25 protein-coding genes are annotated in these 20,589 nt (G+C 63.6%); 12 read left to right on the top strand and 13 right to left on the bottom strand.

Annotation, left to right across the window (positions count from 1 at the left end; genetic code table 11):
- Nucleotides 1-103 precede the first annotated feature (103 nt).
- A complete protein-coding gene (locus V5735_RS17990; RefSeq protein ID WP_423746140.1) occupies nt 104-1,366 on the top strand; it encodes an MFS transporter in 1,263 nt (420 codons plus the stop codon).
- Here V5735_RS17990 and V5735_RS17985 read toward each other — a convergent pair.
- Nucleotides 1,352-2,047 (bottom strand): helix-turn-helix domain-containing protein, encoded by a 696-nt coding sequence (locus V5735_RS17985; protein ID WP_423746139.1) that lies wholly within the window; start codon nt 2,045-2,047, stop codon nt 1,352-1,354. The two genes, V5735_RS17990 and V5735_RS17985, sit on opposite strands and share 15 nt — an antisense overlap.
- Before the next feature lie 163 nt (nt 2,048-2,210).
- On the opposite strand from V5735_RS17985, the gene V5735_RS17980 reads away from it, so the two are divergent.
- From V5735_RS17980 to V5735_RS17960, 5 genes are read left to right on the top strand one after another with little or no spacing between them, the layout of a single operon-like run.
- Complete coding sequence (locus V5735_RS17980) at nt 2,211-3,908, top strand: ABC transporter substrate-binding protein (protein ID WP_423746138.1); 1,698 nt, start codon at nt 2,211-2,213, stop codon at nt 3,906-3,908.
- Nucleotides 3,909-4,862 carry an ABC transporter permease gene (locus tag V5735_RS17975; protein ID WP_423746137.1) on the top strand — a complete coding sequence of 318 codons (954 nt, stop codon included), beginning with the start codon at nt 3,909-3,911 and terminating at the stop codon, nt 4,860-4,862. It abuts the gene before it with no gap.
- Nucleotides 4,859-5,875 carry an ABC transporter permease gene (locus V5735_RS17970; protein WP_423746136.1) on the top strand — a complete coding sequence of 339 codons (1,017 nt, stop codon included), beginning with the start codon at nt 4,859-4,861 and terminating at the stop codon, nt 5,873-5,875. Before V5735_RS17975 ends, V5735_RS17970 begins: the two co-directional genes overlap by 4 nt.
- Nucleotides 5,872-6,924 (top strand): ABC transporter ATP-binding protein, encoded by a 1,053-nt coding sequence (locus V5735_RS17965; RefSeq protein ID WP_423746135.1) that lies wholly within the window; start codon nt 5,872-5,874, stop codon nt 6,922-6,924. Before V5735_RS17970 ends, V5735_RS17965 begins: the two co-directional genes overlap by 4 nt.
- Entirely contained in the window at nt 6,921-8,237 is a 1,317-nt protein-coding gene (locus V5735_RS17960; RefSeq protein WP_423746134.1) for an ABC transporter ATP-binding protein, read from the top strand. The genes V5735_RS17965 and V5735_RS17960 overlap by 4 nt, the downstream gene beginning before the upstream one ends.
- 130 nt (nt 8,238-8,367) lie before the next feature.
- Here V5735_RS17960 and V5735_RS17955 read toward each other — a convergent pair whose 3' ends face one another.
- Nucleotides 8,368-8,772 (bottom strand): DUF5788 family protein, encoded by a 405-nt coding sequence (locus V5735_RS17955; RefSeq protein WP_423746133.1) that lies wholly within the window; start codon nt 8,770-8,772, stop codon nt 8,368-8,370.
- Nucleotides 8,773-8,895: 123 nt separating this feature from the next.
- Here V5735_RS17955 and V5735_RS17950 point away from each other — a divergent pair, with 123 nt between their 5' ends.
- Entirely contained in the window at nt 8,896-9,789 is an 894-nt protein-coding gene (locus V5735_RS17950; RefSeq protein WP_423746132.1) for a DUF7351 domain-containing protein, read from the top strand.
- 39 nt (nt 9,790-9,828) lie between these two features.
- On the opposite strand, the gene V5735_RS17945 is transcribed toward V5735_RS17950, so the two are convergent.
- Entirely contained in the window at nt 9,829-10,047 is a 219-nt protein-coding gene (locus tag V5735_RS17945; protein ID WP_423746131.1) for a DUF7129 domain-containing putative zinc-binding protein, read from the bottom strand.
- 101 nt (nt 10,048-10,148) lie between these two features.
- A complete protein-coding gene (locus V5735_RS17940) occupies nt 10,149-10,811 on the bottom strand; it encodes a DUF1028 domain-containing protein (protein ID WP_423746130.1) in 663 nt (220 codons plus the stop codon).
- Between the two features lie 87 nt (nt 10,812-10,898).
- Between V5735_RS17940 and ggt the strand changes: the two genes are divergently transcribed.
- Nucleotides 10,899-12,569: a gamma-glutamyltransferase gene (gene ggt / locus V5735_RS17935; RefSeq protein WP_423746129.1), complete on the top strand. Its 1,671-nt coding sequence runs from the start codon at nt 10,899-10,901 to the stop codon at nt 12,567-12,569.
- Nucleotide 12,570: 1 nt separating this feature from the next.
- On the opposite strand, the gene V5735_RS17930 is transcribed toward ggt, so the two are convergent.
- Nucleotides 12,571-12,927, bottom strand: coding sequence for a hypothetical protein (locus V5735_RS17930; RefSeq protein WP_423746128.1), 357 nt, complete (start codon nt 12,925-12,927; stop codon nt 12,571-12,573).
- 210 nt (nt 12,928-13,137) lie between these two features.
- On the bottom strand, nt 13,138-13,383 hold the full coding sequence (locus V5735_RS17925; protein ID WP_007977186.1) for a Sec-independent protein translocase subunit TatA/TatB: 246 nt from the start codon (nt 13,381-13,383) through the stop codon (nt 13,138-13,140).
- A gap of 271 nt (nt 13,384-13,654) precedes the next feature.
- Between V5735_RS17925 and V5735_RS17920 the strand changes: the two genes are divergently transcribed.
- A complete protein-coding gene (locus V5735_RS17920; protein ID WP_423746127.1) occupies nt 13,655-14,221 on the top strand; it encodes a hypothetical protein in 567 nt (188 codons plus the stop codon).
- 25 nt (nt 14,222-14,246) lie between these two features.
- Here the strand turns inward: V5735_RS17920 and V5735_RS17915 are convergent, their stop codons facing one another.
- The gene (locus V5735_RS17915) at nt 14,247-14,594 is read right to left on the bottom strand and encodes a thioredoxin family protein (RefSeq protein WP_423746126.1); all 348 of its coding nucleotides are present in this window, start codon (nt 14,592-14,594) and stop codon (nt 14,247-14,249) included.
- 82 nt (nt 14,595-14,676) lie between these two features.
- Nucleotides 14,677-15,408, bottom strand: a complete 732-nt coding sequence (locus V5735_RS17910; protein WP_423746125.1) for a sporulation protein — start codon at nt 15,406-15,408, stop codon at nt 14,677-14,679.
- 97 nt (nt 15,409-15,505) lie between these two features.
- Between V5735_RS17910 and V5735_RS17905 the strand changes: the two genes are divergently transcribed.
- Entirely contained in the window at nt 15,506-15,925 is a 420-nt protein-coding gene (locus tag V5735_RS17905) for a hypothetical protein (RefSeq protein WP_423746124.1), read from the top strand.
- 68 nt (nt 15,926-15,993) lie between these two features.
- Here V5735_RS17905 and V5735_RS17900 read toward each other — a convergent pair whose 3' ends face one another.
- From V5735_RS17900 to V5735_RS17890, 3 genes are all read right to left on the bottom strand, one after another.
- Complete coding sequence (locus V5735_RS17900) at nt 15,994-16,371, bottom strand: DUF7344 domain-containing protein (protein ID WP_423746123.1); 378 nt, start codon at nt 16,369-16,371, stop codon at nt 15,994-15,996.
- A 196-nt stretch (nt 16,372-16,567) separates the two neighbouring features.
- Complete coding sequence (locus tag V5735_RS17895; protein ID WP_423746122.1) at nt 16,568-17,044, bottom strand: Lrp/AsnC family transcriptional regulator; 477 nt, start codon at nt 17,042-17,044, stop codon at nt 16,568-16,570.
- 55 nt (nt 17,045-17,099) lie between these two features.
- The gene (locus V5735_RS17890; protein ID WP_423746121.1) at nt 17,100-17,540 is read right to left on the bottom strand and encodes a hypothetical protein; all 441 of its coding nucleotides are present in this window, start codon (nt 17,538-17,540) and stop codon (nt 17,100-17,102) included.
- Nucleotides 17,541-17,647: 107 nt separating this feature from the next.
- Between V5735_RS17890 and V5735_RS17885 the strand changes: the two genes are divergently transcribed.
- The gene (locus tag V5735_RS17885; protein WP_423746120.1) at nt 17,648-18,328 is read left to right on the top strand and encodes an MBL fold metallo-hydrolase; all 681 of its coding nucleotides are present in this window, start codon (nt 17,648-17,650) and stop codon (nt 18,326-18,328) included.
- Between the two features lie 379 nt (nt 18,329-18,707).
- Here the strand turns inward: V5735_RS17885 and V5735_RS17880 are convergent, their stop codons facing one another.
- Nucleotides 18,708-19,391: a haloacid dehalogenase type II gene (locus V5735_RS17880; protein ID WP_423746119.1), complete on the bottom strand. Its 684-nt coding sequence runs from the start codon at nt 19,389-19,391 to the stop codon at nt 18,708-18,710.
- A gap of 81 nt (nt 19,392-19,472) precedes the next feature.
- Here V5735_RS17880 and V5735_RS17875 point away from each other — a divergent pair, with 81 nt between their 5' ends.
- Nucleotides 19,473-19,826, top strand: coding sequence for an SHOCT domain-containing protein (locus V5735_RS17875; RefSeq protein WP_423746118.1), 354 nt, complete (start codon nt 19,473-19,475; stop codon nt 19,824-19,826).
- A 6-nt stretch (nt 19,827-19,832) separates the two neighbouring features.
- On the opposite strand, the gene V5735_RS17870 is transcribed toward V5735_RS17875, so the two are convergent.
- Nucleotides 19,833-20,564, bottom strand: a complete 732-nt coding sequence (locus V5735_RS17870; protein ID WP_423746117.1) for a DUF4396 domain-containing protein — start codon at nt 20,562-20,564, stop codon at nt 19,833-19,835.
- Between the last annotated feature and the right edge of the window lie 25 nt (nt 20,565-20,589).

The following is a 20,589-nucleotide window of genomic DNA, read 5'->3' as shown; positions in this document are numbered from 1 at the left end:
CCCGCTCTCGTCTCTTTGTTCTGTCGATTATCACGGTCGTTTCTGTGAAATCCGGCTCGATTCGGGCGACCGTTTATAATCGGGACCGGCTAGGGTGTCTCCAGTGAAGCGAAACGACCGAACCATCCTCGGGCTGACCATGCTGGCCCACGCGATGGTTCACACCTACGAACTCTCCCTTCCCATCCTCATCCCGGTCTGGCTCGTCGAGTTCGGCGCGTCGAAGGCCACGCTCGGGGTCGTCCTTTCGCTCGGCTACGCGCTGTTCGGCATCGGCGCGTTGCCCGGCGGCGTCCTCTCCGATAGCTACGGCTCCCGCCGACTCATCGTCGCCTGTCTGCTCGGCATGGGTGGGTCGTTTCTCCTCCTCTCGTTCGCACCGTCGCTCCCCGTCGTCACGGTCGCGCTCCTGCTGTGGGGGACGGCGGCGAGCGTCTATCACCCGTCCGGTCTCTCGTTGCTGAGCACCGGCATCGAGACCGACGACCAGGGGAGCGCCTTCGCGTACCACGGCATCGCCGGAAACGTCGGCATCGCCTTCGGCCCGTTGGCGACGACGCTCCTCCTGCTCGCGTTCGGCTGGCGGACCGTCGTCGCCGTCCTCGCGGTTCCCGCCCTCGTCGCCGCCGTGGTCGCGTTTCGAACGTCCATCGACGAGACGGCGGCGGTCGAGACGGAAACGGGTGTGCGGGATTCGAGCGCGGAGCGAACCGCCCGCACCGACGGCGGTCTCGCCTCGATTTCGGACCTCCTTTCCGCCTCCCGGGCGCTCTTTTCGGGCTGGTTCGTCGCCGTCTTCGGCGTCGTCATGCTCTCCGGACTGTACTACCGCGGCGTGTTGACCTTCCTCCCCGACCTCCTCTCCGGACTTTCGCTCTTCGCGCCCATCGACGTTGCCGGAAAATCGCTCGAACCGGCGCGCTACCTCTACGCCGGACTCCTCACCGTCGGGATGGTCGGGCAGTTCGCGGGCGGCAAACTCACCGACCGCGTGGAAAACACCGCCGCCATCGCGGTCGCCTTCGGTACGTTGGCGCTCATCGCGCTCGTGTTCGTCCCCGCCGCGGACGCCGGACTCGTCCCCCTGCTCGTCGTCAGTTTCGCGCTCGGATTCTGGCTGTTCGCGGTGCAACCGCTGTATCAGGCGACCGTCGCCGAGTTCACGCCGCCCGACGCCCGCGGGCTCTCTTACGGCTACACCTATCTCGGCGTGTTCGGAATCGGCGCGCTCGGTGCGGCCGTCGCTGGTTACGTGCTTCAGTACTACTCGCCGACAGTCCTGTTTCTCGTCCTCGCGGGATTCGCGACGGTCGCGTCCCTGCTCGGCGTCTTGCTCTCGCTTCGAGCGGAGTCAGACCCCGTTTGAGTTGACGTGCTTGCCGACTTCCTCCATCACCTTCCGCTCCGCGCGAGCGAGGTGTTCCCACGCCGTCGTGGACGCGATGCCGACGGTATCGGCGATGTCCTCGATGCTGGTCTCCTTTTTCGGTCGGTAGTAGCCGAGGTCGATGGCCGTACCGAGCACCTCTCGCTGCCGTCCCGTGAGTTCGTGGACGACGCGCGAGAACTCCAACTGCTCCTGTTCGGCGACCGTCCCGAGTTCGACGTTTCGAACGAGGTCGGTCTCGTTCCCGGCGCGTTCGAGCGACTCGACGATTTCGTTCAGGTCGTCCGCGTCGTCCAGATACAACGTCCAGCGCTCCCACCCGGCGGCTATCGTCGCTCCGGTTCGATAGTGGACGCCCAAATCGGTCAACCGCTGTGAGATGCTGTCCCACTGGTAGCTGTCGATGGTGACGGCGACGAGGACTCGCGGCACGTCGAGCGGCGTCAACGCGTCCACGTCCAGTACGGGTTCCGCGGCCTCGAACTCGTCGAGGAAGCCCGCAATCGACGCTTCCGGCCCGGTTATCTCGATGATGCGTTTTCGCTCCGCGGCGCTGCCCGTCATCGACGAGACGGAACGAATCGTGATGGCCGGGTAATCGGCGCTGATGTCGCTCTCCGGCTCGCCGTGGTGACGTATCCGAAGCGTCACTTCTCGCATAACTACAATCGAGGAAACCGAATGTGTTGAACCTTTGTATCCACTCTAGTTATCCTTCCGAATCGCATATTGTATGTTTCTGTCAGTTTAACCCTCGATTATTTGATAACCGAATCTATACGGGTATCCAACGAAGGGGGCTGTTCATCTGTACCATACTACCATGGGAAACAGTGGCAAAATTTCGGACGAAGCCCTCAGCGGCCCGGTTATCGACCGTCGGACGACCGTCAAACTGCTCGGTGCGGCAGGTATCACTAGCCTGGCCGGTTGTACGGGCGGCGGCGACGACAACGGCGACGGCGGTGACGGTGGCAGCGGTGGCGATGGTGGAACCGACGACGGTGGCAACGGCACGACCGACGTGCCCTCGGACGACCAGCGCGGTGGACGGTTGACGGCCGGGTGGTTCACCGGCAGCATCGACGTGCTCGACCCGCCGTACATCAGCGTCGGCCAATACTTCCAGGTGGCCGCCAACGTGTTCAACGGCCTCGTCACGCTCAAAAAGGACCTGACCATCCGGGGCGACCTCGCCAAGGACTGGGAGGTCAGCAACGGCGGGAAGAAAATCACCTTCGACTTGCGAACGGGCGTGAAGTTCCACAACGGCACGGAGTTCACCGCCGAGGACGTGAAGTACACCATCAACCGGACGATTTCGGAGGAGGCACCCGCCGCCTCGAAACTCGATTCGCTCACCCCCGTCGACGACGGCGGCGTCGTCGTCAAAGACGACCACACGGTCGAACTCAACTTCGAGAAGCCGATGGCGCCCGCCCTCGTCTACCTCACGCGCGGGCCGGGTCGCGCCGCGACCATCGTCAACAAGGAGGCCATCGAAAAGATGGGCGCGGACCAGTACAAGGTGACGCCGGTCGGTACCGGCCCGTTCAAAGTCTCGAAACACGAGGTCGGGTCGGGCATCACGCTCGACGCGTTCGAGGACTACTTCGAAACCGACAGCGACGGGAACGCGCTCCCGTACTTGGACGGCATCGACATCAAACCGATTCCGGAACCCGCGACGCTCGTGAACGCGCTCCGGAGCGGCGACATCGACTTCGCCAACCTCGTACCGCTCCAGAACGTGAAGAAGGTCGAATCCGCGAGCGGCGTGACGAAACTGGAAGCGCCCGGCATCAACTGGTACGGGCTGGCCATGAACGAACGCCGTGCACCGTTCGACTCGAAGAAGGCCCGCATGGGTATCGCCAAATCCATCGACAACCAAGCGTTCGTGGACGCGGCGTACTTCGGCAACGCGCTCCCCGACACCGGCCCCATCAACAAGGCGACGAACTGGGTCTGGCGCGACGACAAACCGACTGACCAGCAGTACGATCCCGAGGCGGGCAAACAGCTCATCGAGGACGCGGGTGCCGACGGCGCGTCCTTCGCCATCCTGACGACCGAAAGCAGCCTCCGCGGCGCGAAGGCGATGCGCCAACAGCTCAACAAGGCCGGGTTCGACGTGAGCATCGACCAAGTGACGAGTTCGACCTACTGGGAGCGCTACGAGAAGGGTAACTACGACACGACCATCAGCGGCAGCGTCGGCGACCCCGACCCGGAGCAGTCGCTCTGGAACTTCTATCGCAAGCCCGACGACGGGGGCGCGTGGAACTGGGTGAACTTCGAGGACGACAAGGCACACGACCTGCTGGCCGAACAGCGGAAAGCGCTCGACCGGAACGAGCGCAAGAAGCTCCTGCAGGAACTCGAAGACCACCTCATCAAGCAGGTCCCGCACGCCTACCTGATGCACCAGAACGACATCGCGGCGAAACGCTCGAACCTGAAGGGGTTCGTCCACATCCCCTTCATGCGTAACTTCCACACGTCGTGGGTCGAGGAATAGATGCGTCAGTACGTCGCAAAGCGGGTCGCACACGCCATGTTCATCATGTGGCTGGTGGCGACCACGGTGTTTTTCGGCCTGCGCCTGATTCCGGGCGGTCCGGTTCGGACGATGCTCGGGCAGGAAGCGACGCCGAAAGCGGTCGCGGCACTTCGAGCGAAACTCGGCCTGAACCAGCCGCTGTACGTCCAGTATTTCGACTGGCTGAAGGAGATGCTCACGCTGCACTTCGGCCAGAGCCTGAGCACCGGCCAGCCGGTTTCGACGTTAGTCTCGCAAGCCGCACCCAAGACGCTCTCCATCGCGATTCTCGCCATCGTCATCGGCCTCGGCGTCGCCGTCCCGACGGGCATCCTCAGCGCCACGCGCAAGGGCGAACCGATGGATTACGCGGCGACGGTGACGGCGTTCCTCGGCGTCTCCATGCCCGCGTTCTTCGTCGGCATCCTGCTCGCGCTGGTGTTCGGCGTCTGGCTGAATCTGCTTCCCGTCTTCGGCTACACGCCGCCGAGCGAGGGAATCGTCCCGTGGCTGGAGAGCGTTCTCCTCCCCGGCATCGCCGTCGGCCTGCCGTACGCCGCCGTCGTCATGCGGATGATGCGCTCGTCGTTACTGGAAGTGTTGAACGAACCGTACATGCGAACCGCCCGAGCGAAGGGCGTCGACGGTCGCGTAATGTTGTTCAAACACGCGCTCCAGAACGCGCTCATCCCCGTCATCACCGTCGCCGGGATTCAACTCGCGCTGGTGTTAGTCGGCAGCGTCACGGTCGAACTCGTCTTCGGGATTCAGGGACTCGGCAGACTGCTCGTGGATTCGATGCTCGACCGTAACTACCCGGTGACGCAAGCGGTCATCCTCATCGTCGCCGCGGTGATGGTGTTCACGAACCTCGCGGTGGACCTCGTGTACACCGTCATCGATCCGCGCATCGGATACGGAGGGAACCAATGACGGAACACACCGATTCGAGCGTCGGACACAATGCGACCACCGACTCCGGCGCTCCTGCTGAATCGGGACCCATCGACGTCCCGCCGGAATATCGGGAGGAAGAACACTACGAGGAACACAAATCGACGCGCCAGCGCCTCGTCGAGGGGCTACTGACCGACAAGATGGCGCTGTTCGGTGCCGTGGTCGTAGTGCTGTTCGTCCTCGTCGCCGTGTTCGCGCCGGTCGTCGCGCCGCACGACCCCGAGGCCACGTTCGGCTTCATGAAAGCGCCGAACTCCCACTCCGTGGGCAACTACGACGGCGCGCCCGGAACCGAATCCGTGTGGCATCCGCTCGGGACGGACTCGTTCGGGCACGACATCCTCTCGCGCATGATTTACGGTGCGCGGGTTTCGCTGCTCGTGGCCCTCTCGACGGTCGCCGTGGCGTTCACGCTCGGCACGTCCATCGGCCTCCTCGCCGGATTTTACGGCGGCTGGGTCGATAGCGTACTGATGCGCTACGTCGACTTTCAGTGGGCGTTCCCCGAACTCATCCTCGGGGTCGGCATCATCGCCATCTCCGGCGGGTTGGGCATCACGAACGTCGTCATCGCCATCGGTATCGCGTACATCGACGACTTCGCCCGCCTCGTTCGGGGCGAAGTACTGTCGCTCCGCGAGGAGGAGTACGTCATGGCGGCCCGCGCCATCGGCATGACCGACAAGCGCATCATGACGCGGGAAATCCTGCCGAACGCGGTCGCGCCGCTCATCGTGCAGGCGACGCTCATGATTCCGCTCGCCATCCTCGCCGAGGCGGGCCTCTCGTTCCTCGGCTTGGGCGTCAAACCGACGACGCCGACGTGGGGGCTGTTGCTCTCGGACGGGCGGCAGTTCATCGGCGAGGCGTGGTGGATAAGCGTCATGCCCGGCCTCGCCATCATGCTGACCGTCCTCGCGTTCAACATGCTCGGCGACGGTCTCCGCGACATCTTCGACGTGAGCGACGGGGAGGTCGAGAGCCGATGACCGTCCTCGAAGTCGACGGACTTCACACCCGCTTCCCGACCCCCAGAGGGACGGTGGACGCGGTGAACGAGGTCGATTTGCGCATCGAACCCGGCGAAATCGTCGGTCTCGTCGGGGAAAGCGGGTCGGGCAAGAGCGTCCTCGCGGAGAGCATCATGGGCATCGTCGAGGAACCGGGCGAAATCGAATCGGGCGACATCCGTCTCCACGGGGAGTCGCTGCTCGACCTGCCCGAATCGAAGCGCCGTGAAATCCGCGGCGGGACGATTTCGATGGTGTTCCAAGACCCGATGAACAGCCTCAACCCGACGCTGACCGTCGGCGAGCAGATCGCCGAGATGGTCCGACTCCACCAACCCGTCGGCGAGTCGGTGAGACTCCCGGCGGAACTCAAGCGCAAACTCGTCGGGTCTTCGAAGAACGGTCAGGCGTGGCGGCGGGCCATCGAGATGCTCGAAAGCGTCGAGATTCCCGAACCGGAGACGCGGGCGAGCGACTACCCCCACGAGTTCTCCGGCGGCATGCGCCAGCGGGCGATGATCGCCATGGCGCTGGCGGCCGAACCGGACCTGCTCATCGCGGACGAGCCGACCACGGCGCTCGACGTGACGATTCAGGCCCAAATCCTCGATGAACTCAGGGAGTTGAAGGACGCCTTCGACACGTCGATTCTGCTCATCACGCACGACCTCGCGGTCGTGTCCGAGGTGTGCGACCGGGTGAACGTGATGTACGCCGGGAAAATCGTCGAACGCGCCGACGCGACCGAGCTGTTCAGCGACCCGCAACACCCCTACACGCAGGGACTCATCGCCAGTACGCCGCGTCTCGACGCGCCGATGGACAGCCTCGAACCGATAGACGGGAACGTCCCCGACCTCATCGACATCCCCTTCGCGTGCCACTTCGCGCCGCGCTGTCCCGAGGCCACGCGGGAGTGTTACGAAATCGACCCAGACTTCCGACCGGTCGATGCTGACACGGACGGCGAATCGAACGACCACGTAGCGGCGTGTCTGCGCCGCGGTCCCACGGAGGAACGACTATGAGCATGCAGCTAACGAGCGCCGACGAGACGTCCGATACCGAACCGTTGCTCGCCGTTCGCGGCCTGAAAAAGCACTTCGACCAGTCGGGGGGCGTCCTCGACAGACTGGTCGGTGACACGGCGAGCGTCCGCGCCGTCGATGGCGTCGACCTGACGGTCGCCGAGGGCGAGACGCTCGCCATCGTGGGCGAATCCGGCTGTGGCAAATCGACGCTCGGCCGGACGATTCTCAACCTGCACGACGCGACCGACGGGTCGGTCGAATATCGCGGGACGAACCTCTCCGACCTCTCGCAGCAGGAGATGCGACCGTACCGGCGCGACCTACAGATGATATTTCAGGACCCTTTGGCGTCGCTGAACCCGCGCCAGACGGTCGGCGAAATCATCACCGCGCCGATGGAGGTCCACGGCATCGGCGACAGCGACGAGGACCGACTGGAGCGGACGAAGGACCTCCTCCGGCGCGTCGGATTGAAGGCCGGACACATCGAACGCTACCCGAACCAGTTCTCGGGGGGACAACAGCAGCGCGTCGGCATCGCCCGCGCGCTGGCGCTCGAACCCGAACTGATAATCGCGGACGAACCCGTGTCGGCGCTGGACGTGTCCGTGCAGGCCCAGATTCTCAACCTCTTGGACGAACTCCAGGACGACCTCGGCCTGTCGCTCGTCTTCATCGCGCACAACCTCTCGGTCGTGCGCCACGTCGCCGACCGGGTGGCCGTGATGTACCTCGGTCGAATCGTGGAGACCGCACCCGTCGCGGAACTCTACGAGAATCCACGGCATCCGTACACGAAATCGCTACTGTCGGCGGTGCCGAGAATCGACCCGGCGGACCGCGACGAGCGCATCATCCTCGAAGGCTCGGTTCCCTCGCCGCTGGACCCGCCGTCCGGATGTCGGTTCCACACGCGCTGTCCGATGGTGATTCCGCCCGAGGAGTGGGCGGGAACCGACGAGGCGTTTCGCGCGGCCTTCGCGTTCAGAAACCACGTGCTGGCGGGCGAACTCGACCCGCACGCCGCGCGGACGCGTCTCGAAGCCGAAGGGCGCGAGACGGACGATTCGAGCGTGGCGTCGTACCTCGTGGCGCAACTGCTTCCGGGCGACCCGGAGGCTCTGCCGTCGGACGCGGGCGAGGCCGTTCGCTCGGCGGCGGACGCGTTGGCCGACGACGACCACGAACGCGCGAACGAAATCGTCGAAAACGCGTTTCCGTCGCCGTGCGAACGCGAGACGCCACAACCGACCGAGGCGGGAGACGGTCACGTCGCGGCGTGCCACCGCGTTACTTCGCAGGACTCCTGACGAACTCGCGGCGTCACCTCCTCGCTCGTCCCTCGGCCGGACTCATCTGTCATCCACCCGTCCGGCTCCGGTCGTCACGCCAGGACAGGGACGACGAAAACTCGGTGACGAGGTGCTTCGTGACGATTCCTCATGGCCGCTGTCTGATGAGGGAGATGAGTTCCCTCGCATCCTTGAGTTTCTTCAGTCGCATCTCCTCCTCGATGTCCGGGGAGTCCAACCCCTCCAGTGCGGTGAGGGCGCGGTCGATGCCGTGGATGCTCCGAACGAGTCGCTCTCCCTCCTCGACCGTTATCTCTCCGCGGTCGATTCGCTGTTTTCGGGCGAGACGCTCGCGTTTGAGTTTCGTCTTCATCTCCTCGATGGCGTCGCGTTCGCTCTCGGGAATCGCTTCGAGGCGCTTGCACTCGAAGACGAACTCTTGGACGTCTATCGTCGTTCCCTGTATCGTGAGTTCGTCGATCATCTGCTTTCCGACGGTCGACGAGAGGCGCTGAATCCGGTCGAGGAGCCGCTGTCGTTGTCGTTCGTTCATGGGTTGTGGTGGTTCGGCTTCATCCGTCAGTTTGACTGGCGACGAAATATTCGTTCGGAGCAACAAATTCCTCTGAAATAACTGACACTAACGTTTTCCTTTCGAGGGACGAAGCTGCGAACGATGAGCGACGGCGAATCGAACTCGACCGAGGCCCTCGACTCGGTGAGCAACTCGACTCGGGTCGAAATCCTGCGAGTGCTGGCGGACGCACACGGCGATTCGCCGACCGGTCCGTGGCTCGCGTACAGCGAACTTCGGGAGGCCGTCGGAATCCGTGACAACGGAAACTTCAACTACCATCTCGACCAGCTCGGGGGCCTCGTCGTGAAGGGTTCGTCGGGGTACAGACTCTCGCGTATCGGGATGTCGGTCGTTTCGGCCATCTCTTCCGGCGTCTTCGACACCGAGTGGACGTGGGGACCGATAGACGCACCCGGCCACTGCCGTCGCTGTGACGACTCGTTGCAACTCCGCTACGAGGGCGGCATCCTGTGGCTCTCTTGTGGAATCGACGAGCATTCCGTTCCGCTTTCGATACCGCCGAGTCTTCTCGAATCGCATCCGGAGGGAAGCGAGGCGGAAATCGTCGAACGAATCGCATTCCTCGAAAACCAGTGGGGGTCGCTCACCCGTCGTGGAATCTGTTCGGAGTGTCAGGGATACGTCGAGGGGAGAATCGAGACCATCCCCGAGGACCCTGACCACTACCATTACCACGGCCGCTGTCGTCGGTGCGGGTTCCACCACGGGATTCCTGTCGGGATGTTCCTCGCCAGCCATCCCGCCGTGACGAGTTTCTACTACGAGCGCGGCGTCGATGTCCTGACCACCCCGTTCTGGACGCTGGAGTTTTGCGCGCCCGGCCGCGAGACGGTGCTGTCCACGGACCCGCTCCGACTGGGAGTGGACGCGAATCTGGACGGTGAAACCCTCTCGCTCACGCTGAACCGGGACGGCACCGTCGTCTCGACTGCGATGGCAGGGGCGTCCGCTGAAGAACCGTACAACGGTTGACGCCGCGTCCGGTCCTCCCGGACTGACTGCTGACCGTCCCTACTCGTCGTCGGTCGGTTCCGATTCGCTCTCGTCGGTCGTTTCGGATTCCTCTGCCACCGGAACCACGGTTCCGCCGCACTCCGGGCAGGCGTCGTGGCTCGTGTAGAGGCGCTTTCCGCAGTCCGTACACTCGTAACTCGCCTCTTCGGCCGCGACCGCCTCGGAGGTCTGTTTGAACTCCTCGACTTTCCGGCCGATGTTCTTGAACAGTCCCATCGTTATCGGCACAGAGGGGGATGGGAAGGATAAGTCTTGGTGAGCTGAGAACTCCGACACCGTGCGAACGGCGACCCGAATCGACCCGTTTTCCGCCCGGTTCAATCGAAAATCCGTTCCTTCGAGGATTCGCTGAAGCCGTCGCTTGCTTCTTTCGTCGTCTCGTAGACGCGCCGGAGTTCCGCTATCGGCTCCTCGTGTGCATCGACTCGCAAGTCGTGGTAGGCCGTCGTTCGCGGCGCTTTAACCATCACCGCCGCCGAGGTGTGGCCGCGCTTGTCGCCCCCCGCCTCCTTCCCCGCGGCGAGGGCGTCGATGAGTCGGGAAACGAGGTCCTCCTCCTTCTCCTCGTCGCCCGCCGCGAACGTTTCGGCCAGCGCGTCCAGCGTCTCCTCGCCGACGAGCATGTTCCCGGCCACGGTGAGGTCCCTCTCATCGTGAACTCGATGCCCGAACCAACCGTCACAGCCGTCGCCGGAGTGCGCGAAGGCGTTCCCCCGCGCGTCGAGTCCGTGCACCTGTCGGAGGTGGCTGTGGTCGTCCTGTTCGAGCAGTCCGGCCAGCGCGTCGTCCACGCCGAGGTCCGGCAGGAGCGCGACGCCCCGCCTGCCGAGGCGGACGTTGACGAAACTCTGCGTGCTGATAACGCCGTCGTGGGTGACGTACGGTGCGAGCGCGCCGACCGCGGGCGCGTCGGTGGCGACGGCGACGCCGAAACTGGTTCCTTCGTCGGTTTCCTCCCGGACGCAGATCGAGAAGGTCATGTGCGTGTGGTTATCTCACGCACTGATAAGGGCCACCCCGGACCTATTTGGGGGGTACTTTAGGGTTGCATCCGAGTATGTCATGGTATGACGCAACCTGATTTGGATAGGTTTACTTCGCGGCGTTCGACCGTTTACGCGCCGAACGGCGTCGTCGCTACTAGTCAACCGCTCGCTTCGCAGGCGGGTGTCTCGATTCTGCAGCAGGGGGGGAACGCGTTCGACGCCGCCGTCGCCACCGCCGCCGCGCTCAACGTCGTCGAACCGACGAGCACCGGACTCGGCGGCGACGTGTTCGCGCTGTATCGCACCGCGGACGGCGACGTCGGCGCGATGCAAAGCTGTGGCGGTGCGCCCGCCGAGGCGACCATCGAAAACGTCCGCGCCTCGTTGAAAGCGCGGGACGACCCGTCGGAGTGGTACCCCGAGAACCGCGGATACGCCGTGGACGGCACCGAGGACACGGACGACCTCGGCATGCCGTTCCTCGGTCCGCACGCCGTCACCGTCCCCGGAACCGCTCGCGGGTGGGAGGCGACGGTGGAGCGCTTCGGGAAGCTATCGCTCGAAGACGCGCTCCAACCCGCCATCGACTACGCCATCGGCGGCTATCCGGTTTCGGAAGTCATCGCCTCCCACTGGGTCGGCGCGGAGACCCTCTTCAAAACGGACCACGCCCGCGAGGCGTACCTGAAGGACGGAATGGCACCGGAAGCGGGCGAAACGATGGCGCTTCCCCGCCTCGGTGAGAGCCTCCGCCGAATCGCGGAAGAGGGCGCGGACGTGCTGTACGAGGGGGACATCGCCGAGAAAATCGCCGAGGAGGTACAGTCACAGGGTGGCTTCCTCACCGTGGAGGACCTCGCTGCGTTCGAACCCGAGTTCCCGGACCCGGTTTCGACGACGTACAACGGCGCTGAAATCTACGAACTGCCGCCGAACAATCAGGGCCTCATCGCGCTGGAGGCGCTCAACATCGCCGACGAACTCGGCGCGAGCGACCACCCCATCGACTCGCCCGAACGCGTTCACTACTTCGCCGAGGCGATGAAACTCGCGTTCCACGACGGCCACCGCTACATCACGGACCCGGAGTACGAGGACATCCCCCCGCTGGCGTCCGACTCGTGGGCGAAGAAACGTGCGGAACACGTCGGCGAGAGCGCGAACCACGACGTTTCGTTCGGCGTGCCCGACGCGAACGCGGAGGACGCGGATACTGTCCTCCTCTGTGTCGCCGACGACGAGGGCAACGTCGTCTCGTTCATCAACTCCCGCTTCGCCGGGTTCGGCTCCGGACTCGTCGCTGGCGACACGGGCATCGCGCTCCAGAACCGCGGCGCGTCCTTCTCGCTGGACCCCGACCACCCGAACCACCTCGAACCCGGAAAGCGCCCGTTTCACACCCTGATCCCCGCGCTCGCAAAATTCGACGACGACGACTGGGCCGCCTTCGGCGTGATGGGCGGCTACATGCAACCGCAAGGCCACGTCCAAGTCGTTTCCAATATCGTGGATTACGACCTGCCGTTACAGGCCGCGCTCGACCTACCGCGCTGGCGCTATCGGGAGGACGGCACGCTCGCCATCGAGGGGAGAATGGACGGCAATCTCGCCACGAAACTCACGCGCAAGGGCCACGACGTGCGCGTCCTCGCGCCGGTGCTCTTCGGCGGCGCACAGATAGTGAGAAACGACAACGGCGTCCTCTCCGGTGCGACCGAACCGCGAAAGGACGGCAACGCCTCCGGGTACTGAACTACTCTTCCTCTTCTTCTTCCTCGTCCGACTCCGTCTCGTCGTCCGCTTTTTCGTCTTCGTCCTCTTCGTCCGCTTCTTCGCTTTCCGCGGATTCCTCCGTTTCCTCGTCCTCCTCGTCCGATTCCGTCGTGGCACCCACGTCGGTATCGTGAATCTCGATTTCCATCGGGCCGCTTTCGGACCCGCTGAACTCACCCAACTCCTCGCCGAGGCTCGATTTGCTTCGACTCTTTCCGACGAGATAGCCAGTGATAAAGGAAATCCCGAGGAGGACCAGCGTTTTGAGTCCCGAACCGGACCGCTCCGCGCTTTCGGGTTCGGTTTCCGATTCCTCGTCTGTCGCGTTCTCGGACATACCGTTCGCTTTGCGGGTGAGTGACTTTTCCGTTGTGGTCGGGGACTGACACGGTAGCTGTCATCGTCGGAGTGGACAGTTTACGGCGTCACCGTGGCCTAACAGGTCGAACGAGTTCGACACGCGGACGGACGATGCCGTCGCTTATCGTTGACGTCAGAAAAATCCGGTTCGGGCCGGGTGTTCCCGAGCCCCCCCAACAATCCGCGGTTACGCGTCCGCTTCGGTTTCGACCGTCGGGTTCTGCTCGGTGTCGCTGCCGGAGTCGCGCATCTCGCGGAGCTCCGTCTCGACTTCTTCACGACCTTTCTTGAACTCGCCCATCGCCTCACCCGTGGAGCGCGCGAGTTTCGGAATCTTGTTTGCACCGAACAGGAGGACCGCGATGAGCAGAATCACCGCGAGTTCCATCCCACCGGGAACCGGCCCGAACAGCGGAATCATTTCGACTACCATCTGTGTAAAACGATACCGTTCGGTTATTTATAGGCTTTTTGCCTCATGGTAACTGTTACCACAACTCTGCTCGTCCCTCTCTCCTCCTCTATTGTAGATTTGTTGTCAATTGGTGCCCCTATCGTTTTTCAAATCCTTACTGTCATTGCTGTCTATCGACCCAGAGAGCCCGTTTATCTCTCGAATAGATCACGATGGACGCCGACCAGATTTAGGTACGAATACAGATAAATAAAAACATTTATATAATTGCTCCCGGGCGAAACTGGATATGGAGTCAACAGCAACGTCGGATGCCGAACCGCAGTCGATGCGGTCGAAACGACTCGCGTCGTTCTGCACTCGCGGGTTCACGTTCGGTCTCCTCTCGTATCTCGTCGGCTATCTCCTCGTCGCGGCACTGTTCGTCGTCGGTCCCGCGAACGTCGAGGGCCCCCACGATGTCAAACTCAAGTGGTTCGGATTCGCGTTCTACAACGCCCACTTCGTCCCCATCGCCATCGGAAGCCAATCGTACAACTACATCAGTCAGGCGTCCGACCCGGCGGTTCCACCCATCGTGTACTACGCGATTCCGGTCGTCTCGCTCCTCGCGACGAGCGTCGTGTTCTCCGCTCGCAACCGTCTGGGTGAGACGGTCGAAACCGTCGTCTACTCCGGCGCGAGCATCACCGTCGGATACGCGGCGATGGCAATCGTCGGCGCGTTCACCTTCACGCTCCCCATCCTCGGGATGACGGCGCAACCGGACCTGCAAAAGGCGGCCGCCATCGGTGCCGCGTATCCCATCGTGTTGGCGACCGTGGCCACCTTCGCGGTCGTTTTCCTCCGCCGATAACGGCTTCGCGGTACGCTCGCTTCGATTACGTACCGCTCGATTTTTCGACGAATTCGACGACCGCCTCCGTTCCACGAAAGCCGTCGGCCATTCGGTCGACGAGTTCGCCGTCCTCGAACAGCAGGAGGGTCGGCACGCTCCGGATGTCGTATCGCTCGACCAGCGAGAGGTCCTCTCCCGGGTTGACCATCGCAACCGTGACGTCCGTCGCGCGGGCGACGTTTCCGACGACGGGTTCGATGGCCTGACAGAGGGCACAGCCGTTCGTGTAGCAATCGACCAGCAGCCGGTCGTGTTTCTCGATGTAGCGGTCGAGTTCGTCGGCGTCTTCGACCCGTAGCGGCTTCGTGTCGTCCTCGCTCACGTCGTTCACGAGCGGAGTACGTGCGCGGCGTACTTGGGGAACTCGTTTTCGGAACTCCTCGTTTCGAGATGTTCCGATTTCGACGGGTCGCTTACGCGTGCCGTTCGATTTCCGAGCGGAGTGCCGATTCCATCTCCCGTGCATCCTCGTTCGTGAACGACAGTTGCGACCACCGTTCGTCGATATCGGCCATCTCCGAGAGCAGACCGCCTCGGCGGTCGATTTCGAGCTTCACGTCGAGTCCCGTTCCGGTCTCCGTGGGGACGACTTCGAGTTCGTCGAGCGCTCCGGCGAACGGACCAGCGTGCGGGACGAACTCCAACTCCTGCACGAACCGTCCGGAGAAGATGGACCCCGGTGCCTCCTCGCACTCGGCCGACCTGAGCCTGAATCCGAGCGAGTCGAGCGCGTCCATGAACGCACCGAGCCGCGGGCCGGGTTCGACCTGCACCGGGTCCTCGTCCTCGGGGTCCACCGACCAGTCGATGTCGAGGCCGGTTTCGAGCCACACGTTCGTCCGCCCGGCCGTGATGGGCGCATCGAGTGGGACGTCGATGGTGACGGGGAACGTCCGCTCCTCGTTCGGGCCGATGGTGAACGAGTCGGCGACCTGAAACTTGTCGATGATGCCGGTTCGAACGCTGTCGTCGGTTTTGTATCGGGTCAACAGCGCGAAGTAGATGGCGTCAACTTCCTGTTCAGAAGAGCCGCCTTCGACGCGGACTTCGGCATCGACCGACTCTCCGGCCGAGAGCGTGGTTTTCGGGAGGACGGTATCGACGCGGGCGGAACCAATACCAACGCGGGAAAGGATTTGTTTCATTCCACCGGTCATTTGCTCCATTTCCGATATAAGCTTTGTTGATGCGGGTCGGTAGCGTTCGACACGGTTTTGTGTCCCGACATCGCTCCTTCGAGCGATGACCGAGCCGGAACGCGCCGCCCGTGAGTACCTTCGCTTCGAAGGGGAAGAAACTATTTTGGCCACCTTGCGCTGTGCTGACCGGGTCGCGGAGGGGTGGGACGACGACTCGACAACGGACCGGAATGCTGTCGTGGAACCCCTTTTGCGGGAACTTCGGGAGACGGGATTGATGACACGATTTCCCGACTTGCTCTCGGAGGCGGTAGCCGCCGCCGGATTCTCGCTTCAGGCGCGGCCGGTTCCCGCGCCGCCGTACGTGGCCGTGACCAGTCGCGGCCCGGTCCTTCGCGCCACCCTACCGGTGGGTCGCCTCGTCGTTTCGTTTCGCCTGTTCGACGTGATCCGGGCGGAAGAAACCCGGTACGTTCGAGGTTCGAACGACCTTCGGTCTGCTATCTCCGTCGAACTCAAATAGCGCGTTCCCGAGGACGGTCGATAGCTCGATGTGGCCTTCCCTCAGCCGAACCGGCCGTAGAAGTGTGTTTATTCCCCGTCCTCATCGCCTTCGAGGAGAGCGAACAGTTTCAGCAGTCGGTCCGAATCCTCGGATAGCCGAACCACGTCGTTCCCTCTTTCGTACTCCACGATATCGTGGTTCGCCAGTCGGGGAATATCGTTATGGTAGAGGTTCAGATAGACGGAAAATACCTCGTCGTCGTCGGTGTCGGGAAGCGGCACCCCGTTTTCCGCCGCGACGACTTCTTTGGCTACGTCCGCTAGCGGGAGCGCTACATCGTGCCGATTCAGACAGCCGATGATGAGTCGTCGTCGTCGCTTCCTGAACAGGCTCAGTATCGTATCGACCGATAGTTCCCCCGGCGATAAGTTGGCCAGCTCGTCGGTTTTGGATTCCACAATCATACCTCTAGTAACGCCCCCGTATCGGAAAACCTCGTTGCGGAAATCACACCTCCGTTGGTACGGATTCAACAGATTCCATCGTTTTCGTGCCAGTTTTCACAATCCGATATTTCGTCTGGCTCGCGCGGAATCATTTAACTCGTTCGCCTGGACGGAGCGATTCCCCCCGTGGGGATTCGTGAGACCTTGTTGTGGGTTACTCTTCGATGGCCTCCTTGCCAAAGTGATCGAACGGCTGGACGCGTTCCGTCTTCACGATGTCGGTACTTACGATATCCATCCCGAGTTCGTGTACCTGTTCGGTTATCGAATCGACCGTATCGGAGTCGGCGGCGACCGCTTCGACGTGCAGGTTTTCGGTTCCGGTCAACAGTTCCCGGACGGTGACGACGCCGGTCACCTCCATCACTCGATCGGCGAGTTCCGACCGGTCGGACGGAGGTGCGCGGCAGACGATGGCGACGTGTAACTGATAGTTGGCCTGCTCGTAATCGATGTCCGGGTTGTATCCTTTGATGACTCCAGTCTCCTCCATCCGGTGGATTCGGTTCCTGACGGTACTCGCCGACACGCCGACGGTTTCCCCCATCTCGGCCGCCGTGCTGTTTCGGGCGTCCTGTTGAAGTGCGTGAAGTATTCCTCGGTCAACGTCGTCAAGTTGAATCGGGCTCATGGACGGGACAAGAGCGTTTTGATTGATGAGCGTTGTGCCGGTCGAACCCCCGCTTCTACGGCGGTTCGACGCTCACGGTTCCCGACGCGCCGCCCGCGATTGCGCCCTCCAACGCGACGATTATCCCCGCGAGGAGCGGCAGGGCGATGCCGAGTTGCGCGTCGTACGCGGCCAGCCAAAGCGGGATGCCGCCCGTCGCTATCAGGTAGTTCATGCCCCAGAGCGCGCCCACTTCGCTTCCGGGCGTCGCCATCGTGTAGCCCAGGACGACGGCGAGGGCGACGCCGCCGATAGCGCCCGCCAGCAGGCCGTGCCGGAGTCCGTCGCGCCAGTTGCCGCCCGCGAACCATCCGGCGACGTATCCACCGGCGAGGCCGACGCCGAGGAGTGCCAGCGCCGCCGAGACGCGGACGCTTCGGGGGAGCGGAATCGTCGCGCCGACGGCGACCGCGAGCAGTTCGACCAGCGCGCCCGCACCGACCGCTTCGAATCGCATGCTCCACACTGGGCGCTTCGTGTGGGAAGGTGTTTCGGCCTCCCCCGGCCTGATTCGAACGTTCGATGGGGTTCGAATATTAAGTGCCCGCGACCCGTCGCCCCGATATGGCCCGGCAACTCGCTCCCGGCGTGTGGATGCTCGAACTCGCGGTTCCCGTCGTCGGCGCGAACGCCTTCCTCGTGGACGACGGCGAGGTGACGCTCGTGGACGCGGGCTTGCCGCGATTCGGGGTGCGCCGCCAACTCCGCGACGCGGGTTACGACGCCGCCGACATCGACCGCGTGTTGCTCACGCACTACGACATCGACCACGTTGGCGGCCTCCGCGACCTCCCCGCTCTCGACGCGCCGGTGTTCGTCGGCGAGCGCGACGCCGACCTCCTCGCCGGGCGGTACGACCCGCCGATTTTTCACCACAAGGGGGCGTTTCACCGACTCGCGCGCCGACTCGTTTCGATTCCCTCCCGGTTCGACGTCCGGCCCGTCGCCCACGGCGCGCGAATCGGCGGATTCACGGCCTACCACACGCCCGGCCACAACCCGGGGCACACGGCCTACGTCCACGACGGACTCGGCGTCGGCCTTCTCGGCGACCTCGTGTGGGAGCGCGACGGGACGCTGACGCCGCCCGAGTGGTGGGACTCCTACGACACCGGCGAACTCCGGCGGAGCATCCGGGCGTTCGCCGGATCCGTCCCGCCGCTCGACCTCCTCTGTATGGGTCACGGCACGCCGATTCTCCGCGGCGGGTCCGACGCGCTCGCGTCGCTGGTTCGACGACTGTGACCCGTTTCGGTATTTCGTTGTCGCACCTTTTCTCGCCTCTAGCGTTCGCTCTGCCCTTCGAAACTATCCCTTCCTTTCGGCCGTGATTTCGACCGCTAGGGTCCACCCACACCGATTCTCGGCTTCGCGCGGGACGTGAGTCCCGCGATTCGCCTCGTCTTCCACCCCGAATCGCCCGGACGAGCGGCCGCCGGAAATCGGAATCCGACCGTTCGATTGGGGGGGTGGTGACAGCGTGAGCGGACCGAGCAGACGCGACGCGTCTGCGAGGGGAGCGGGCGGTGGTGTGGGGTACGGTGGGGCGGGTGGTCCCTAGCGACTGCAATCACTATCGCTATTCTTCCCCACCGCCGGTCTCCCCAACACCGTTGGTTCGATTTCAGACGCCGAGTTCGTCGCCGAACTCGGACAGCGACTCGACGGTCAGGTCGGGGTCGCCGTCGAACGATTCCCACGGCACGTCCTTTCGATTCAGCCACACGCCCTGCAGTCCGGCGTGTTTCGCGCCCATCACGTCGAACCACCCGGCCGTAACGTGGGCGAGTTCCTCGACCGGCGCGCCGATTCGGTCGGCGGCGTGGCGGTACAGTTCCGCGTCGGGTTTGAACGCTTCAACCTCGTCGGCGCTGATGGTGTCCGAAAGCAGGTCGCCGATGTCGGCGTGTTCGACCATCGAATCGAGCATCTCGGGGTTGCCGTTCGAGACGACGTAACAGTCGTAGCCGCCGTCCCGCAACCGCTCGATGCCGTTCCGAACGTCGTCGAACACGTCGAGTTCGTGGTAGACGGCGAGGATTTCGTCGCGCTCGTCCGCGGACACGTCCGCGTCGTGCACCGACAGGGCGTATTCGAGCGCGTCGCGGTTCATCTCGTAGAACGTTTGATACGCGTCGATGTGGTTGGCGACGAAAGTGTATTCGAGCGACCGAGCGCGCCAGAGTTTCGAGACGGGTTCCGGGTCTGCGACGCGCTCCGCGAGCGCCTTCTCGGCGGCGTCCACGTCCACCAGCGTGTTGTACGAGTCGAACGTCACCGTCGAAACGCGGTCGAAATCCAAGGCCATGCGTCGAACCGACGGAGCGGGGCGGGTTAACCGCTGGGGCGCGGCACCACGATTATTTTCCTTCCCGTTCTATATCCGAATATGACCACAGCAAACGACGGTAATTCGTTCCTTCGACTGCTCGTCGTCGTCGTTATCGCCCTCCTGTTATTCCCGATGGTGATGATGCTGTTCGCGTTCCCCATGATGGGAGGGTGGATGATGGGCGGTCAATACGGGCCGGGATACGGCGCGATGCCCGTGTGGGGCTGGCTCGTCATGCTCGTCCCGCTCGGTCTGCTCGTCGCGCTGGGCTACCTCGCTTATCGAGTCCTCCGCTCCGGCGAGGACGGGACTGACCCGGCACTCGCCGAACTGCGGATGGCGTACGCCCGCGGCGACATCTCGGAGGAGGAGTTCGAAAATCGACGCGAGCGACTCCGCGGCGAGCGCTGACCGCGTTCAGTCGGCGGAGTGCGCGCTTCCCTCGCCCATCTTCTTCGGGTTCATCATCCCCTCCTTGACGCCGAAGCGGACGAGCGCGGCGTTCACCGGGTAGGCGAACAGGAACCCGACCGAGAGCGAGAAGACGAGCGACCCCCAGAACAGGGAACTCCCGAACTTCGCGCCCCCGGCGAGCAGGAGGTCCGTGCCGATGGCCGTGATTTCCATGATGGTTATCGACGGCGTTTCGCTGTAGAAGGCGTCGGCGAACGCAATCCGGAACCCTTCGCCCTCCTGCATCAGCGGCCCGACCGTCAGCGCGTAGCCGAAGACGTACGCGAGTGCGAACGTCCCCGAGGCCTGAACCAGCGTGCTCCCGACCGCGAGCATGCCCGCGATGGCGACCATGCCGACCACTTCCCCGGCACCGCATCCGGAGTAACAGTGTGCGGTCGAGCGAAAGCCGCGACGCCACAGCGAGTCGTGGGAAATCTGGGTTCGTCCGGAGTACCAGTAGATGGCCAGTCCGAACGGCCCGGAGTACAGCACGACGAGCGTCCAGACGAACTTCATCAGCGAGGGGAGAACCTCGTTCCGCTCTCGGATGTCCCACCACAGGACGCCGACGCAGACGAGGACGAGAAGCGCCCACGCACCGAGTAACGTCGGATTCGACAGTATCGGCTTCAGTAGCTCCCGCACTGGCTCGAACGCGTGTTCGACCTGCTTGACGACGTGTGTGAGTTGCATGCGATGGTCACCTCGGAGTCCGCGT

It is taken from the genome of Haladaptatus sp. SPP-AMP-3, assembly GCF_049568665.1.
GTDB lineage: Archaea > Halobacteriota > Halobacteria > Halobacteriales > Haladaptataceae > Haladaptatus > Haladaptatus paucihalophilus.
The sequence above is the reverse complement of the archived record's forward strand: the minus strand, read 5'-3'. Positions and strand labels throughout refer to the sequence as shown.

What these genes read in the sequence shown, in the direction of transcription:
- V5735_RS17985 (WP_423746139.1), bottom strand. Translation starts at nt 2,047, where the DNA reads ATGCGAGAAGTGACGCTTCGGATACGTCACCACGGCGAGCCGGAGAGC.
- V5735_RS17980 (WP_423746138.1), top strand. Translation starts at nt 2,211, where the DNA reads ATGGGAAACAGTGGCAAAATTTCGGACGAAGCCCTCAGCGGCCCGGTT.
- V5735_RS17975 (WP_423746137.1), top strand. Translation starts at nt 3,909, where the DNA reads ATGCGTCAGTACGTCGCAAAGCGGGTCGCACACGCCATGTTCATCATG.
- V5735_RS17970 (WP_423746136.1), top strand. Translation starts at nt 4,859, where the DNA reads ATGACGGAACACACCGATTCGAGCGTCGGACACAATGCGACCACCGAC.
- V5735_RS17965 (WP_423746135.1), top strand. Translation starts at nt 5,872, where the DNA reads ATGACCGTCCTCGAAGTCGACGGACTTCACACCCGCTTCCCGACCCCC.
- V5735_RS17960 (WP_423746134.1), top strand. Translation starts at nt 6,921, where the DNA reads ATGAGCATGCAGCTAACGAGCGCCGACGAGACGTCCGATACCGAACCG.
- V5735_RS17955 (WP_423746133.1), bottom strand. Translation starts at nt 8,772, where the DNA reads ATGAACGAACGACAACGACAGCGGCTCCTCGACCGGATTCAGCGCCTC.
- V5735_RS17950 (WP_423746132.1), top strand. Translation starts at nt 8,896, where the DNA reads ATGAGCGACGGCGAATCGAACTCGACCGAGGCCCTCGACTCGGTGAGC.
- V5735_RS17945 (WP_423746131.1), bottom strand. Translation starts at nt 10,047, where the DNA reads ATGGGACTGTTCAAGAACATCGGCCGGAAAGTCGAGGAGTTCAAACAG.
- V5735_RS17940 (WP_423746130.1), bottom strand. Translation starts at nt 10,811, where the DNA reads ATGACCTTCTCGATCTGCGTCCGGGAGGAAACCGACGAAGGAACCAGT.
- ggt (WP_423746129.1), top strand. Translation starts at nt 10,899, where the DNA reads ATGACGCAACCTGATTTGGATAGGTTTACTTCGCGGCGTTCGACCGTT.
- V5735_RS17930 (WP_423746128.1), bottom strand. Translation starts at nt 12,927, where the DNA reads ATGTCCGAGAACGCGACAGACGAGGAATCGGAAACCGAACCCGAAAGC.
- V5735_RS17925 (WP_007977186.1), bottom strand. Translation starts at nt 13,383, where the DNA reads ATGGTAGTCGAAATGATTCCGCTGTTCGGGCCGGTTCCCGGTGGGATG.
- V5735_RS17920 (WP_423746127.1), top strand. Translation starts at nt 13,655, where the DNA reads ATGGAGTCAACAGCAACGTCGGATGCCGAACCGCAGTCGATGCGGTCG.
- V5735_RS17910 (WP_423746125.1), bottom strand. Translation starts at nt 15,408, where the DNA reads ATGAAACAAATCCTTTCCCGCGTTGGTATTGGTTCCGCCCGCGTCGAT.
- V5735_RS17905 (WP_423746124.1), top strand. Translation starts at nt 15,506, where the DNA reads ATGACCGAGCCGGAACGCGCCGCCCGTGAGTACCTTCGCTTCGAAGGG.
- V5735_RS17900 (WP_423746123.1), bottom strand. Translation starts at nt 16,371, where the DNA reads ATGATTGTGGAATCCAAAACCGACGAGCTGGCCAACTTATCGCCGGGG.
- V5735_RS17895 (WP_423746122.1), bottom strand. Translation starts at nt 17,044, where the DNA reads ATGAGCCCGATTCAACTTGACGACGTTGACCGAGGAATACTTCACGCA.
- V5735_RS17890 (WP_423746121.1), bottom strand. Translation starts at nt 17,540, where the DNA reads ATGCGATTCGAAGCGGTCGGTGCGGGCGCGCTGGTCGAACTGCTCGCG.
- V5735_RS17885 (WP_423746120.1), top strand. Translation starts at nt 17,648, where the DNA reads ATGGCCCGGCAACTCGCTCCCGGCGTGTGGATGCTCGAACTCGCGGTT.
- V5735_RS17880 (WP_423746119.1), bottom strand. Translation starts at nt 19,391, where the DNA reads ATGGCCTTGGATTTCGACCGCGTTTCGACGGTGACGTTCGACTCGTAC.
- V5735_RS17875 (WP_423746118.1), top strand. Translation starts at nt 19,473, where the DNA reads ATGACCACAGCAAACGACGGTAATTCGTTCCTTCGACTGCTCGTCGTC.
- V5735_RS17870 (WP_423746117.1), bottom strand. Translation starts at nt 20,564, where the DNA reads ATGCAACTCACACACGTCGTCAAGCAGGTCGAACACGCGTTCGAGCCA.